This window comes from Methanobrevibacter intestini, from assembly GCF_047402955.1.
Classification (GTDB): domain Archaea; phylum Methanobacteriota; class Methanobacteria; order Methanobacteriales; family Methanobacteriaceae; genus Methanocatella; species Methanocatella intestini.
On sequence record NZ_CP187956.1, the window covers coordinates 1,385,765 to 1,400,979 of the forward strand.

The 15,215-nt window shown below is 32.6% G+C and carries 18 protein-coding genes; 8 read left to right on the plus strand and 10 right to left on the minus strand.

The genetic code is table 11. The annotated features are described in order from the left end of the window. Nucleotides 1–2: 2 nt before the first annotated feature. The 3 genes from ACMC9J_RS06355 to hmd form a co-directional block, all read right to left on the minus strand. Nucleotides 3–482, minus strand: a complete 480-nt coding sequence (locus tag ACMC9J_RS06355; RefSeq protein ID WP_019264502.1) for a DUF3236 domain-containing protein — start codon at nucleotides 480–482, stop codon at nucleotides 3–5. Nucleotides 483–491: 9 nt separating this feature from the next. Further along, a complete protein-coding gene (gene hmdB / locus ACMC9J_RS06360; RefSeq protein ID WP_019264501.1) occupies nucleotides 492–1,490 on the minus strand; it encodes a 5,10-methenyltetrahydromethanopterin hydrogenase cofactor biosynthesis protein HmdB in 999 nt (332 codons plus the stop codon). A 150-nt stretch (nucleotides 1,491–1,640) separates the two neighbouring features. Continuing rightward, on the minus strand, nucleotides 1,641–2,654 hold the full coding sequence (gene hmd / locus ACMC9J_RS06365) for a 5,10-methenyltetrahydromethanopterin hydrogenase (RefSeq protein ID WP_004032326.1): 1,014 nt from the start codon (nucleotides 2,652–2,654) through the stop codon (nucleotides 1,641–1,643). A 509-nt stretch (nucleotides 2,655–3,163) separates the two neighbouring features. Here hmd and hmdC point away from each other — a divergent pair. The 8 genes from hmdC (at nucleotide 3,164) to phoU (ending at nucleotide 10,621) form a co-directional block, all read left to right on the plus strand. Continuing rightward, nucleotides 3,164–4,666, plus strand: coding sequence for a 5,10-methenyltetrahydromethanopterin hydrogenase cofactor biosynthesis protein HmdC (hmdC, locus tag ACMC9J_RS06370; RefSeq protein WP_427003080.1), 1,503 nt, complete (start codon nucleotides 3,164–3,166; stop codon nucleotides 4,664–4,666). Nucleotides 4,667–4,764: 98 nt separating this feature from the next. Further along, a complete protein-coding gene (locus ACMC9J_RS06375; protein ID WP_019264499.1) occupies nucleotides 4,765–5,571 on the plus strand; it encodes a hypothetical protein in 807 nt (268 codons plus the stop codon). A 5-nt stretch (nucleotides 5,572–5,576) separates the two neighbouring features. Continuing rightward, a complete protein-coding gene (locus ACMC9J_RS06380) occupies nucleotides 5,577–6,458 on the plus strand; it encodes a phosphate signaling complex PhoU family protein (RefSeq protein ID WP_019264498.1) in 882 nt (293 codons plus the stop codon). A 162-nt stretch (nucleotides 6,459–6,620) separates the two neighbouring features. Further along, nucleotides 6,621–7,430: a phosphate ABC transporter substrate-binding protein gene (locus ACMC9J_RS06385; protein WP_019264497.1), complete on the plus strand. Its 810-nt coding sequence runs from the start codon at nucleotides 6,621–6,623 to the stop codon at nucleotides 7,428–7,430. Between the two features lie 15 nt (nucleotides 7,431–7,445). Beyond that, on the plus strand, nucleotides 7,446–8,321 hold the full coding sequence (pstC, locus tag ACMC9J_RS06390) for a phosphate ABC transporter permease subunit PstC (RefSeq protein WP_019264496.1): 876 nt from the start codon (nucleotides 7,446–7,448) through the stop codon (nucleotides 8,319–8,321). Continuing rightward, nucleotides 8,318–9,166 (plus strand): phosphate ABC transporter permease PstA, encoded by an 849-nt coding sequence (gene pstA, locus ACMC9J_RS06395; RefSeq protein ID WP_427003081.1) that lies wholly within the window; start codon nucleotides 8,318–8,320, stop codon nucleotides 9,164–9,166. Before pstC ends, pstA begins: the two co-directional genes overlap by 4 nt. A gap of 3 nt (nucleotides 9,167–9,169) precedes the next feature. Continuing rightward, the gene (gene pstB, locus ACMC9J_RS06400; protein WP_019264494.1) at nucleotides 9,170–9,919 is read left to right on the plus strand and encodes a phosphate ABC transporter ATP-binding protein PstB; all 750 of its coding nucleotides are present in this window, start codon (nucleotides 9,170–9,172) and stop codon (nucleotides 9,917–9,919) included. Nucleotides 9,920–9,928: 9 nt separating this feature from the next. Beyond that, nucleotides 9,929–10,621, plus strand: coding sequence for a phosphate signaling complex protein PhoU (gene phoU, locus ACMC9J_RS06405; protein WP_019266431.1), 693 nt, complete (start codon nucleotides 9,929–9,931; stop codon nucleotides 10,619–10,621). Between the two features lie 30 nt (nucleotides 10,622–10,651). On the opposite strand, the gene ACMC9J_RS06410 is transcribed toward phoU, so the two are convergent. The 7 genes from ACMC9J_RS06410 to ACMC9J_RS06440 all read right to left on the minus strand — a co-directional run bounded on the left by ACMC9J_RS06410 (nucleotide 10,652) and on the right by ACMC9J_RS06440 (nucleotide 15,182). Further along, the gene (locus ACMC9J_RS06410; protein WP_019264492.1) at nucleotides 10,652–11,497 is read right to left on the minus strand and encodes a fumarate hydratase; all 846 of its coding nucleotides are present in this window, start codon (nucleotides 11,495–11,497) and stop codon (nucleotides 10,652–10,654) included. A gap of 90 nt (nucleotides 11,498–11,587) precedes the next feature. Then, nucleotides 11,588–11,833 (minus strand): 4Fe-4S binding protein, encoded by a 246-nt coding sequence (locus ACMC9J_RS06415; protein WP_400252825.1) that lies wholly within the window; start codon nucleotides 11,831–11,833, stop codon nucleotides 11,588–11,590. A gap of 13 nt (nucleotides 11,834–11,846) precedes the next feature. After that, nucleotides 11,847–12,350, minus strand: a complete 504-nt coding sequence (locus ACMC9J_RS06420; RefSeq protein ID WP_019264490.1) for a 4Fe-4S dicluster domain-containing protein — start codon at nucleotides 12,348–12,350, stop codon at nucleotides 11,847–11,849. Between the two features lie 13 nt (nucleotides 12,351–12,363). Beyond that, the gene (gene porB, locus ACMC9J_RS06425; protein ID WP_427003082.1) at nucleotides 12,364–13,230 is read right to left on the minus strand and encodes a pyruvate synthase subunit PorB; all 867 of its coding nucleotides are present in this window, start codon (nucleotides 13,228–13,230) and stop codon (nucleotides 12,364–12,366) included. Between the two features lie 2 nt (nucleotides 13,231–13,232). Beyond that, nucleotides 13,233–14,378: a pyruvate synthase subunit PorA gene (gene porA / locus ACMC9J_RS06430; RefSeq protein ID WP_019266428.1), complete on the minus strand. Its 1,146-nt coding sequence runs from the start codon at nucleotides 14,376–14,378 to the stop codon at nucleotides 13,233–13,235. An 11-nt stretch (nucleotides 14,379–14,389) separates the two neighbouring features. Next, complete coding sequence (gene porD / locus ACMC9J_RS06435) at nucleotides 14,390–14,632, minus strand: pyruvate synthase subunit PorD (protein ID WP_019264487.1); 243 nt, start codon at nucleotides 14,630–14,632, stop codon at nucleotides 14,390–14,392. A 25-nt stretch (nucleotides 14,633–14,657) separates the two neighbouring features. Beyond that, nucleotides 14,658–15,182, minus strand: coding sequence for a pyruvate ferredoxin oxidoreductase subunit gamma (locus tag ACMC9J_RS06440; protein WP_019266427.1), 525 nt, complete (start codon nucleotides 15,180–15,182; stop codon nucleotides 14,658–14,660). Nucleotides 15,183–15,215: the final 33 nt, after the last annotated feature.

Consider the following 15,215-nt stretch of genomic DNA (forward strand, 5'->3'; position numbering starts at 1 on the left):
TTTTAGCCTTCTTTTTTAAATCCGATTTTTTGCAGAGCCTCATTTGCTTCTTCATACACAGCATCTTCAAGAGTTTTTTGACTAATTGCATGAGATGGGGATGTTCCGCAGGTCAGTATTCTTCCTTTATTATCTACAAAAAGTAAAAGTGATCCTGAACCTGGCAATCCTAAACGACCTCTTGCTATTATTAAATCAGCATCACACACATCCAATGCCATAATAGCTTTTGCAAAAGCAGGGCTGCGATTGCTGTCTGCTTCATTGGTGTTTATTTTGAGTATTTTGGCGGCAGGTAAATTATATTCTCTTAAAACTTTATTTAAAACATCAACTTTAATTCCATTTTTGTTTGGAATATAAATCTTTTCAGCATTTTTAATATAGTTTTGAATTTCCTGTACTTCATCTAAAGTATCTCCTAAACGGCAGTTATTTCTGGATTCGTCTAATGCCTTTTTAATCATCTCTTCAAAAGCCATAGTTTAGCCTCAAATTCTTTGTGGTGTTAATCCTAATTTATTTATAACAGAAACCACATCATCATAGTTTCCGCAAATAGGGGATCCTACACCTTTTACTTCTAATGGATAATTATCAGCTATCACGGTAGCTAAATTATTAGCTCCAGCATTTAAAGAATATTCCACATTTTTAGGACCGATAGTTGGAGTAGGTACTGTAATCCTTATCTCAGGATACATTATACGTACTACTGCAATAATTTTCAGCTGTTCTTCCAGTGGGGAAGGTGGATGATTTGCCATTGGAGTATCTTTATATGGGTTAAATCCCATTATTGGAATTTCCCCAAGTGTTTCAAAATTATTTAAATAACGTAAGTGAGCTATTCTGTCTTCCAGAGATTCTCCAAGTCCAATTAATAATCCTGATGAAAGTTCAATTCCGGCATCACTAACTCTTTGACAGGTTTCAATTCTGTCTTTTAAGGTTTCTCCAGGTTTTACAAAGTTAAAAACATCTTCATTAATGGTTTCCAAATTACAACATACAGTATCTGCATTTAAATCAGCCAGTTGGTTAATTGATTTTTCAGTTAAATCTCCTCCAACATTTACTAAAATCTCTAAAGAAGTATTGCTTTTAACAATTTCTGTTGCATTAACTGCTTGTTTGCCTTTGTAACCGTAACCTCCAGAGCAGCTTACTCTAGGGATTCCTGCTTCTTCAATGGATATTGCAGCTTTAAGTATTTCTTCATCTGTTTTATAAAAAGAATCATAATATCCTTCGCTAGAGGTTTTTGGTGCAAATCCGCAATATTTGCATCTTGGTTGAATGGTACATTTATTTGTAATATGTACTGTTGATGTCAATTTAATTAGTTTTGAATGTTTGTTTCTGATAGCGACAGCAGTTTCGCATAATTTTTTCAAGTCTTCTTCTTTATTTATTTTTAATAATTGAAGAAATTCTTCATCACTTATTTTTTTATTATTTACAGCCTTTTTTAAAATTTCATCAATCAATTTCGAACCCTCGGTTGAGAATATTAATATAATAAAAATCCGTATAAAAATAGTAAACTTATTTTTTAATAGCTAATTTGACTCAATTATTAAAAAATAAGTTTCATATGTTGATATAAAATCAACATGAACTTATTTTAAGTGTTTCACTTAGCTTCTTTTTTCTAAGTTTTCTAAAACAGTAGGTACGATTTCTGCTAATGGACCGAAGTTCATTGAGTCAGCAGTACCGAGTAATGCACCAGGGTTTAAAGCTTCATCCATTTTGTCAATACCTTCATCTTGCATTAAAGCAGTAACTTGGGTTAAAGCTTCGTTAGCCATCATTTGTGCAAATCCAGCAGGTGCACCTAAAATTTGAGTTACAGTGTCTCTGTAAGCTAAGATACCTGCGTAAGTAATTGCAGTTACAGCGGAACACATATCACATACAGGACCTAATAAGTTTGCAGGTAATGTGAATGCAGATCCTCTTGCTTTTTCACCTAATTCTAATAAAGTTTTGATGGATGCTTCATCAGCATATCCTTCACCGATGTATGCTTGACCTTTCATTTCAGGTACAGCACCAGGGTGGTATGAAGCTACGTTTACGTTTGCTCCACATTCGTCGAATATTTTTTTGAATTCGGTGGTAGGAATGGTACATGCGTGAGTGAGGATAGCTCCTTCTTTGAGTTCTCCTGCGAATTTTTCGATGATAGGTTTTTGCATTCCACCTTCTGGTAACCAGGTCATTACCCAGTCAGCGTCAGCTACTGCTGCTGCATCATCGTTCATGGTTTTCATTCCTAAATCTTCAGGATCTACGAAGTGTATAGCTGCTTTAGGTGGTGTAGGGAGGGATTCAGCTAACTCATTTACTTTTGCTCTGATGTCAGGCATTACATCTTCTGCTTTACCAGCTTTGTGTGCTGCAATTACTTCTTGGAAATCGAAGTCATCTACTACAGTAAAGTCGTTGTCAAATACAGGGTCAGATACAACTACTTCGTCTACTCCAGCAAGGTGTAATAATTCTGCACCCATTTCGATAGTAGAGTGAGTCATTGCGATTTTTTCTTTTCCGGTTTCTTCTGCAACTTCACAAGCTCTTGTAAAGTTTGTAATACCACTTGCAGCATGAGTTCTGTAACATCCTGCACCTAAAATTGCTACTTTCATTATTTTGTCTCCTTTAAAACATATATACATTTTATTTTTTAAGTTTCTTAAAAAACATTTACTACATAATAATTATTTAAAATGTGCCTTAATAATCTCCCTATTAATTATATAAAAGAACTTCATGTTTGTTAGCAAACATCTATTCTAATTTTTAAATAATTTTCGCTGAATTCAGCAGTTGTAGTAACAATTAAATTATTATATCTTTACAATATATAAGTTTTTACATCTGTTTTTTTAGTAGTATTAACTTATATTTTCGTTTTTTTATTTTTGTATTACTTTTGATTTTTTTAAGTTATTTTGGCCTTTTTTTAAGTATTGCTATTATAATTCTATTCGTTATAGCTTGTTTTTTTATATGCGATTTTTAAAAACTTATTATCGTACTTAAGTTAGGATATTTTTAGCTATTGGAAATAAATTGTTCTTAACTTATAAAACAAAATTTATTTATTTGATATGTTCATATAATATATTTAATTAAATTTAGAGGTTGTAATCAAATGTATGATTTAATTAAAGAAGCTATTGTTGATGACGATGCAGCTATTGAATTATCTAAAATGGATAAAAATGTAGTTGAAGTTGTTGATGCAATTTCTGAATTGTCTTTAGAGGACACAATGAAATTGGGAATGAAATTTAAAAGATTTCCATTAGGCTGTGATTTAACTGAAGCTGTTGTTGGAACATGTGCATCTGACTTGGAATTAATGGAATTACTTGGAAACTGCCGTTTATCAGATATGTTGGGATTGCCTATTCATATTTGTGCATATGCATTTGCAGATATTGCTGAAAAACATGGGATGCGTGGCATTGAAGTAATGAGGAAGGTATATGATAGTGTTGATGTTCCACTTGATTTAGATCATTTTGGTGAAAACGGACCTATGAGACTTCCACAAAATATTGTAGGATGTGGTGGTGAATGTTATAATAAAGGACCGGTTTATACTGAATGTCCGAGAGACAGAATTCATGAAAGATTAATTGATAAGGAAAAAGCAGAATCTTCAGATAAGGAAGAATGGGTAAAATTATCCTCTTCAGTAGCTATTAATTTAACTAGTGAGCAAACTGGTGAAGGTCATGCAGCACCTTACAGAGAAGCAGTTGATATAGCCGACTTGGCTAAAAAATATCAGAGAGGCCTTGAAGCCATCATGTTTATTGGTGATGGTTATGATGATCTCATTACCGGTTTTGAAAAAGCTATTGAAATAGGTGCGGATGTTTTTGTACTTGAAGGAGGACCATATAATGCTGCTAAAAATCCTGTTGAAGCATTTGCAAAAGCAGTTGCAGCTTCAAGAATATTATGTCCAGGTAAAGTTGTAGGTACTAATGGTGCTTATGAAAGGGAATGTAGAGTAGGCCTCAGATCAGGTCTGAATGTTATTATAACTGGTTTTCCAAAAAATCATCATGGATATATGTGTGGTTATGAACCTGGAACTGCAAGAAGAGGTAAATTCGGCCTTCCAAGAATAATGCAAATAATGAAGGAAGAAGTCCATAATCCTAATGTTCAGGTCCCGGTTTTAAAAGAAGATTTAATACCTCTTACAACAGCTATTAAAATAGCTGGAAGAGATTATATTTATCCAAAAAAGATTGGTGCATATACTGTTGGGGATGCACACTGGGCTACTTTAATTAATTCAAAAATGTATAAAAATCTTACTTTAAAAAATGATTTAAATGATATTGTAAATTCTGTTAATGGAAATAGTGTAGCATTGCTTGGTGGAAGGTTCCTTTCCTGGGTAATAGCTAATGAATTAGATAAGCAAGTTGATGAAATTATTATCTCTGATGCAGACCCATGGGTTCAACGTATGACTGTTGAGAATTTACAGGATGCATTAGATGCAACTATTATTCCTGGAGATGGTGATGTAAATAGTGCCAATCAAGCAGACAGTTCTATTATATCTTCAACAGTTCTCGGCATTAGTAATAAAATTTTAAATAAAGTCCCAAATGCATTTAATATTGTATAAACCTAAACTTATAAATTAATTAAATAATAAAATGTAATAAGTGATAAAAATGTTTATTACATTTTTTTAATTATATTAAATATAATGAAGGTGAAAATTTGAATCATTCAAAAATTATTTTAGTGGCTTTTATTTCAGCATTTGTAGCTATTACTACTGCAGTGCTTGGAGTTGCGGGGACTATTATTGGTTCTGTATTGTCTTCCGTACTTTACAATGTGCTTTCAGAAGCATTGCAAAAACCGGTTGATAATGCAAAGCTTAAAGCTAATTTTGAGTGGGAAATAGCATATTCATTTCCATTAATTGTTATGGCATTAATTCAGCTATTGTTAATTTTTGCTATGTTGTCTGAAATGGGATTTTTACCGTCAACATTTTTAAATGTGTATTTATCTCTTCAAAATGTTGCAGATAATAATTTATATAGAGTTTTAGGTTTCTCTTTGTTAGCTATGAGTGTTTATCCATTTGTATTAAAACCCGATTTTATTAAAAAATCTCATGGAGGTTTAATTGCATTTATTGGATTGATATTTTTAGCTAAAGGTTTCTGTGATAGTGGATTTTTAGTGTTATATTATATATTCCATTATTTTGGTTTCCCAATAGCTTTAATTGCATTTATATTATTATCCTCAGTAATTTATAAGATTTTAATGTCTGCTAAAGAAGCTAAAAGCGAAATTAAAAAACGTCCAGTTAGTCAACAAAATTTGGACGACCTTAAGTTAATACAAATTCATCAAAACAGAAGGAATGTATCTTCAAGGGATAGTAGTTATAGGGAGCATGGTTATAGGGAAAAACCAGTAACACATAAAGTTAGACGAAATCAAATAAACAAATCTTCTGAAAACATTCAATTTGAAACTAATGAGTTTTTAGATGACTATAAAAAGTAGATAGTATGAGTAAAAAAAATAAAACATTGAAAGATATTTTGGATTGTATCTTATATGAAAACCCCGCTACTCAAGATGAAATAGCTGAAAAACTGGGGATAACACGCCGTTATGTTACTCAGCTACTTCAGCCTCTTGTAAAAGATGGAACTGTTAAAAGAGCATACATGGTTGATTTAAAAGTATACGAAAAGTTAGCAGAATCTTTTGGAGATTATGCTCCAAGTAATGATTCAGGATATGTTTTAGTTAATGATATGTTGTCTAACATGGCTAAACATGTTCAATCTCAATTACAGGAGTCATTTGATGCTGTTTATGAATATGATGAAAATAAAGCTAATGCTGCTTTAGAAATGGATTATACTACTAATAATATGGTTGAAAAAGTAAGAACATCTGTTGAAACTATTGTTAGTATTAATCAGCATTCTGAATTATCAAAATCTATGCTTTATAATGAAGTGGCTTATGATTTGGAGCGTATAGGTGATTATTGCGGGCATATTGCAAAGTTCGTAATTGAAGATGTTTATGAAGTTGATGAAACTATTCTTAAAAATTTAAAGAAAATGTATAAAACTGCTCAAAAGATGATCAGATCAGCTATGCTTGCATTTTTAGAAGGAAAAACTAATCTTAAAGAAGATATTATGGATTTTGAAGAATCTATGCATATGCTTCAAAACAAATCCATTAATATAATAGCTACTCAAATGGCTGAAAATTCATTTGATGAAAAAGAACGTTCTAATTATTTTATGTACTTATTTAGGGTTGTTAAAGCCTTTGAAAGAATAGGGGACATTTCTATAGAAATTATTGATGTAGCTATTGAATTCCATAAGAATATACCTAGATCTACCACTCCTCGCACATTTAGGTAATCTCATTATTTTTTTATTTTTCTATTTTTATTCACTTTTTGAGAATTTTATTTCATAAAAAATACAGTCTTCTAAGACCTTAATTTCACTAATTGAGAACATTTATTCACAAAAAGCAACATTTATATATGGCTTTGTTAAAATAGTTATGTGAGGAGAAAAATGAAAAAGAAAAATAAATATTTAATTGGTATTATAGCAATTATTGTTATAATTGCAGGTGCTTTGATTATTTCTGCAGATGCAGGATCATCAAAAGTTCAAGTGGCAGGATCAACCTCAGTTCAACCTGTTGCTGAAAAGTTAGTAGAAGTTTATAAAGAATCACACCCTGATGCTCAAATCAATGTGCAAGGTGGAGGATCTAGTGTAGGTATCAAAAGTGCTGAAGATGGATCTGCTGATATTGGTATGTGTTCAAAAGCTTTAGACAATAACAGTTCCTTAAAACAATATGAATTAGGAAAAGATGGAATTGTAATTGCAATAAATCCTCAAAACCAAGTTTCAGATTTATCCGATGAACAACTTCAAGGAATTTTCTCTGGTAACATTACCAACTGGAATCAAGTAGGTGGAAGTGATGGAAAAATAAATGTCATCACACGTGAAGAAGGTTCAGGTACTTTAGATGCATTTGAAAGTATTGTTATGGGTGACAGCAAAATTAAAGATGATGCTGTTGTTCAAAGTTCTACTGAAGCAGTAAAACAATCTGTTTCCCAAGATCCTAATGCAATTGGTTTTGTATCTTATGCTCATATTAGTGATGATATTAAAGCAGTTAATGTAAATGGAGTTGCACCGTCTGATGCTACTATTGCAGATGGTTCATACGAACTTCAAAGACCATTCTTATTCTTAACCAATGGTGAACCTACTGGCGAGACCAAAAACTTCATCGATTGGGTATTAAGTGATGATGGTGGTAAAGTATTAGCTGATGAAAAAATTATTAAAACTTCAAAATAGATTCATAGTGGTTTGATGGAAACTAAAAACTTTAGTGAATTTTTTATTGAGAAAGGATTGTTTATAACAGCAATCTTTTCCATTTTTGTTATTTTTGTTATATTGGCATTTATTGTTAGTGAAGCAATTCCTGCATTTCAGTCATATGGATTTTTCCATTTTTTAACAGGCAGTAACTGGGCTCCTAATGATGGTCAATTTGGTGTTTTCCCAATGATTATAGGTTCAATATTTGTAACTTTACTTTCATTGGTGATAGCTGTTCCATTATCTTTATTATGCGCTATATTTATGGAAGAAATAGCTCCTGATAAAATAAAATTGTTTTTAAAACCGGTTATCCAAACATTATCTGGAATTCCTTCAGTAGTTTATGGATTTTTTGGTTTAACAGTTTTAGTGCCTATTGTACGTCAAAATTTTGGAGGTACTGGATTTAGTGTATTTACAGCTGCTTTAATTTTATCTGTCATGATATTACCAACAATCATATCAGTTTCCCAGGATGCAATTAAAGCAGTTCCTGGTGAGTATAGAGAAGCCGCATTAGGTCTTGGATCTACTCATTGGCAAACAATTCGCCATATAATTTTCCCATCTGCATTGCCAGGAATAATTACCGCAATCATTCTTGGTATTGGAAGGGCGATTGGTGAGACTTTGGCTGTAATTATGGTGGCAGGTAATGTTGCTCAAGTTCCAGGATCAATATTTGCTCCGGTTAGGACACTTACAACAAATATTGCATTGGAAATGGGTTATGCAACCGGATTACATTATAATGCATTATTCGGTACTGCTGTTGTATTATTTATTATAATCGCAGCTTTATTATTAGTAGCAAATTATGTTCAAAATAAATATGGTATTGGTGCGGAGGGGATTGAATGAAGAGTTTTTGTTCTCCTAAGACTTCCCAGAAAATAATGAATGGTGTATTTGTATTATCTGGTGTTATCACATTACTTATATTAATTATCATATTAGGTTATATTCTTGTTAAAGGAATTCCGGTTATTAATTTTGAGTTTTTATTCTCAGGTCCGATTGATGCAGGAAGAGAAGGCGGAATATTCCCTATGATTATTTCAAGTATATATGTAGTTTTCATTGCTGCAGTAATAGCTACTCCATTAGGTGTTGGTGCAGCTATTTACATGTCAGAATATGCATCAAACCAAAAAATTATCAAATTTATCCGCTTCGGATCAGAAACATTAGCTTCAATTCCGTCTATTGTATTTGGTTTATTTGGTTTAGCATTTTTTGTTGTGTTCCTGAAATTAGGCTGGTGCATATTATCTGGAGGATTAGTTTTAGCATTAATGGCTATTCCAACTATTTTCCAAGTTGCTGAAGTTACATTAACCTCCATTCCAAATTCCTATAAAGAAGGAAGTTACGGATTAGGTGCTACAAAATGGCAGGTTATCTATTCAGTTATATTGCCTGCAGCATTACCTGGAATAATTACTGGTGTTATTTTAGCTATGACTAGGGCTATTTCTGAAGCAGCTGCAGTTATGTATGCTGTAGGATCTGCATTAACAGTACCTATATCTATATTTGATCCAGGTAGGCCTTTGCCGCTTCATTTGTATGTATTAGCTACTGAAGGTGTTTCACTCCAGAATGCATATGGAACCGCTGCAGTACTGGTAATTATTGTATTAATATTAACTGTTGCAACTAATTTAATTGTTGAGAGATATCAAAAGAAAATTATGGGGAAATAAATAATGAAATTGGAAGTTAGAAATTTAAACACATTCTTTGAGGATGCTCAAATTTTAAAAAATGTAAATATGGATGTTCCGGAGAATTCTGTTACTGCACTTATTGGACCTTCAGGTTGTGGTAAATCTACATTCATCAGGACAATTAACCGTATGAATGACTTAATTCCAACATTTAGTCATAATGGTAATATTTACCTGGATGGTGTAGATGTTTATGATGATTCTGTAGATGTTGTTGATTTAAGAAAAAAAGTAGGTATGGTTTTCCAAAAGCCAAATCCATTTCCAAAATCTATATTTGATAATGTTGCATATGGATTAAGAATTCATGGAGAAGAAGATGAGGATTATATTGCTCAGGTAGTTGAAGAAAGTCTAAAATCAGCAGCTATCTGGGATGAAGTTAAAGATAAATTGGATAAGTCTGCAATGGGATTATCCGGTGGTCAGCAACAAAGATTATGTATAGCACGTACAATTGCTGTTAGTCCGGAAGTAATTTTAATGGATGAACCCTGTTCTGCATTAGACCCAATTTCCACATTGAAAATTGAGAATTTAATCCATAAACTTAAAGAAAAGTATACTATTGTTATGGTTACACATAATATGCAACAGGCTACAAGGGTATCTAAATACACTTCTTTCTTCTTAAACGGGGAAATAATTGAAAGTGGTTTAACAGATAAACTATTTGTAAATCCAAAAGAGGAAAAAACAGAAGAATATATTACTGGAAGATTTGGTTAAGGTGATTTGATGGAGAATAAGGAATATCCTACTTATGTATTTGAAGAAAGGATGGAATCAATTAAGAAAAATCTTAGAAATTATTGTAATGACACATTAGAGTTACATAGAAAAGCAACATCTCTATTATCTAACTTTGATGAAGAAAAAGCTGCAGAGGTTGTTGAAAAAGCTAAAGAATTAGATATCTGCGGTCATGAAATTGAAAGGAGTTGTATTAGATTTATAGCTATGGAACAACCATTAGCTACAGATTTAATGTATATTGAATCATCAATTAGAGTTATTTCTCATGTAAAAAGAATAGCTTATTTATGTAGAAATATTGCAGAATCAGCAGCTACTATTGAAGGAATGAAAGTTTCAAATAAAATAATGAGGGACTTGGAGTACATGGCTGATTATGTTCAAATCATGTTAACTAGAGGATTTGGATCTTTTTGTAATCAGGATATGGACGTTGCAAGAGAGTTAGCTAGTGATGATGATAAAGTAGATGATTTATTTGATATTATATTATCCCACACTACTGAATTATTAACTGAAAAAACCCAGGATGCATTAGAAATAGTTAATATTATTTTCATTGCAAGGTATCTGGAAAGAATAGCTGATAGGGTAGTTAATATTGGGGAAAGAGTTATTTTCATCAATACTCATAAAAGACCTCGTATTGAGAAATTAAAAAAAGAAGAACAATAAATTGATTATTTTAAATAATCAATCCTATTTTTATTTTTTATCATAAATTTTAGTTGTCGCATGTCTGTCTGCCCAGCATTGCACACAAACACCAATAGGCAGTCCTGCAGTATGTGTATGTGCTTTTAGAATTTTAACATCTAATGTTGTTGTTTTACCTCCAAGACCCATCGGACCGATTCCTGAATTATTGATTTCTTCAAGAATTTCTAATTCTAGTTTAGCTATTTCTGGATCAGGATTTCTTTTACCAACTTCTCCGAGAAGTGCTTTTTTACCTAATTTTAAACATAAATCAGAGGTTCCTCCAATTCCGACCCCTATTACTGTTGGGGGGCAAGGTTTTCCTTTTGCTTTTAGGACAGATTCAACTACAAAATCTTTTATGCCCTGAATTCCTTCAGCTGGAAGAGCCATTTTCATAGCATTATTGTTTTCTGAGCCGAATCCTTTAGGTAAAATTGTTATTTCGAGATAATCTTCATCTATTAACTCAATATCTATTGGAGGGATGTATGATCCAACATTGATGTTTGTATTTTCTCTTGTTAAAGGATCTACAATATTTGGCCTAATTGGAATTTCTTTTGTAGCTTTTTTAATTCCTTCTTCAATTCCAGCTCTTAAATTTTCAACTTCAACATTTCCTAATTTGACAAAAACTACTGGCAAACCTGTATCTTGACACATTGGAATTTGTTTTTCTTCAGCAAGTTCAATATTCTTTAAGATAGCTTCAATATTTAACCTTGCAAGTTCATTATCTTCTACTTTAAGAGCATCTTCTAGTGCTTTTTTCACATCATTTCCTAAAACGATTACTGCTTTTTTGTAAAGTTCATAAACAGCATCTTTTATCATGTCTTGTGTAATCAAAATAAAAACCTTATTTAATATTTTTTTATAAAAAGAAAAGTTAATTATAATTTTATATTTTAAGCTTTAATAAATTTTTTTAAAAAACAGCTATTTTATAATTGCATCTAAAATGCCTAAAGGACATACTTTTGTACATTCTCCGCATTTATTGCATTTATTTTTATTTAAAGTAATTGCCCCTCCAATGCTTTCTATTGCTTTTTCAGGACAAACTTTTAAACAAGGAGCTTCATTAGGAGCACATTCCATGCAAAATAAGGAAATATCATCAACATCCATAGGATGTTGACATTTTCCACAGTTTATACAATTTGCATGAAGTTCTCCAGCCATGTTTTTTCCTTATTTATTCATCAAGAGCTAATCTTGCTCTTGCAGCACTTGTGATGAAGTGTACAAAACTGCGGTTGGATGTGCTTCCAATATCATATTCTCCAGCAAGTTTTGCAAGATATTTTTCCTGATTTTTAATTTTGATTTTTGCAGGATCAATAACTGAAATAGCTCTTTTGGTACATGCTTTTACACAAGCAGGACCTTCTTCTCTATCTGCACAGAGGTCACATTTTTCAGCTACACTTTCTGCAATAGTAATTGCACCAAACGGACAAACAATACTGCATAAGCCACATCCGATACAATCTTCAGTTTTAACACCTTTTGTAGTCATTGCATTTGTCGGACAAATTTTTACACAAGGTGCATTTTCGCAATGTTGACAAACTAAGGAATAATATGCGGAATCATGCTCTATAATTTTAATTCTAGGAGCAGAGTGAATAGATGCACACATGTTTACACAATTGTTACATCCATCACATGCATCTCTATTTACAAATATTTTTTCCACTATTATTCCCCCTTTATAAACCTAATTCTTCGCAGGATTTATCAACATATTTTTGTATTTTGTCTATGTGTTCATCATCAAGATGTTTGAATCTTTTTTGAGGAGCTAAATATTCTTTTACAGGTTTTCTTTCTTCAGGTCTGTAAGTGATGTTAAATTCACCATTTTCAACTTCATATAAAATCCATGATCCGGTTTCAACAGCTAATCTTCCCATTTCAATGGTTTTTTCTGAAGCAAATCCCCATCCTGTAGTACATGGTTGGTGTAAATGTATGTATGCAGGACCTTTGATTGCAGCTGCTTTTTTAACTTTATTGACAAAGTCTTCAGGATATGCAATAGATGCAGTAGCTACATATGGGATTCCATGTGCTGCCATTATCATCGGCATGTCTTTTTTAGGTTTGTCTTCTCCGAAACTTCCGATTCCTTTTGGTGAAGTTGTAGTACTTGCACCATAAGGTGTTGCACCACTTCTTTGGATACCTGTGTTCATATATGCTTCGTTATCGTAACAGATGTAAGTTAAGTTGTGACCTCTTTCCATTGCTCCGGATAATGATTGCAAACCAATATCTACAGTACCTCCATCTCCTCCGAAAGCAATAACATTAATGTCATCTTTTCCTTGAATTCTTAAAGCGCTTTCTACTCCAGATGCAACTGCTCCAGCATTTTCGAAAGCTACATGCATCCATGGAATTTCCCAAGCAGTTTCTGGATAAGGAGAGGTCATTACTTCAAGACAACCAGTAGCTGAAATAGCTACAGTGTTTTTTCCTAATGCATTAAGAGCTAATCTAACTCCAATGGAAGCTCCACATCCTGCACATCCTCTGTGTCCTGGTGCTAAATATTCTTTATCAGATATCTCCATTTTTATTCCTCCTTAAGTCCTATCCAGGTAACTTCTTTTTCTGGATTTTTTGTTTTTTCATAAACTTCCAAGATTGATTCTGGAGTAATGTCTCTTCCACCTAAACCAATAATAAATCCGTATGCTTCTTTATGGATTTTTGCTTTAATATCAGTGTAAAGAGCACCACCAATTCCGAATGTTACATTTTTATCAAGAACTGCTAATTTTGAAGCATTTTTAACAGCTTCATCAATAGCTTCAACAGGGAATGGTCTGTAAGCTCTAACTTTAAGCAAACCTACTTTTTCACCTTTGTTTCTTAATTCATCAATCATAACTCTTAAAGTACTGCACATTGAACCCATAGCCACGAAAATGATGTCTGCATCGTCTGTTTTATAAGTGTCAATAAGACCATACTCTCTGCCAAATATTTCGGCAAATTCTTTGCAGGTTTCTTCAATAACTGGAATTGATTTTTCCATAGCTACTTGCATATCATGTCTTGCTTCAAGATAGTAATCAGGATCAGCTAATGTACCTATAGACATTGGTTCATTAGGATCCAAGAAAGCATGTTTTGGAACATATGGAGGTAAGAATTTATCTGCATCTTCCTGAGTTGGAATTTCTACAGGTTCTACAGTATGGGTTAAAATAAATCCATCTAAACATACCATTGATGGAAGTAAAACATCATAGTTTTCAGAAATTTTATATGCCATTAATGTAGTATCTAAAGCTTCCTGTGCACTTTCAACATAAATTTGCAACCATCCCGCATCTCTTTGTGCAATTGAATCTTGTTGATCATTCCAGATATTTAATGGTGCAGATATTGCCCTATTTGCATCAGCCAATACAATTGGAGTTCTCATACCTGCTGCTGCAAATAATATTTCATGCATTAACATTAATCCTTGTGAAGATGTTGCAGTAAATACTCTTACTCCAGCACTACTTGCTCCGACAGATGCACTGATTGCACTGTGTTCAGATTCCACTTTCACATATTTTGCATCAATTTTTTCATCTGCAACATATTGTGCAAGGTATTCTGAAATTGTTGTTTGAGGCGTAATTGGATAAACAGGAATAACTTGTGGTTTAGCTAATCTTACAGCTTCTGCAACTGCTTTATTTGCTGTCATAACTTCTTTTGTCATTTCTTCACTCCCTATTCTTTAATCATTTCGATTGCATCTGAAGGACATTCATATGCGCAAATTCCGCATCCTTTACAGTAATCGTAATTAATGTCATGTTGTTTATTTACACTGGAGTCCGGACAGAAAATAATACAATTGTCACAATCGATACATTTTTCTTTATCTAAAACAGGTTTAAAAGTTCTCCAACTTCCAGTTTTGTTATTTTTACTACTTCCAGGTGTTTTTATTACACATCCGATAGCTACCATTTTTAATTCACCTTCTCCTTATGTTTTATCCCATGTCATAAGCTTTTCTTGTAGCTTCTGCATTTAATTCCCCAACTTTTCCAGGGAATGTTTCTTTAATTACTTCAATAAGTGATTCGATACTTACAACGTGAGTTTTTTTAGCAAAGTATCCTAAGATAATTGTGTTAACAATATTGCGGCCTAATAAATCTAATGCAATTCCTGTTGCATCAATGCTGTGAACTGGATGTTCACCAGATCCTTTAAATTCTTCAGCAATATTGATAATTACTTCAGTATTTTCTTTTATTCCAGAAAATACATCCACCACATTCATTAATCCATCATCAAGAACTAATACATAGTCTGGATTGTATACTTGGTATCTTATGTCAATTGGTTTGTCATCAATTCTGGTAAAAGCCATTACTGGTGCTCCCCTACGTTCAACTCCAAAGAAAGGGAAAGATTGAACATATTTACCATCTTTAAAAGCAGCTTTTGCCAAAATCTCAGCAGCAGTTACGGACCCTTGTCCACCACGTCCGTGAAAACGAATTTCAATCATTTAGTCTCCTCCATAGTTTATCATGTATAATCA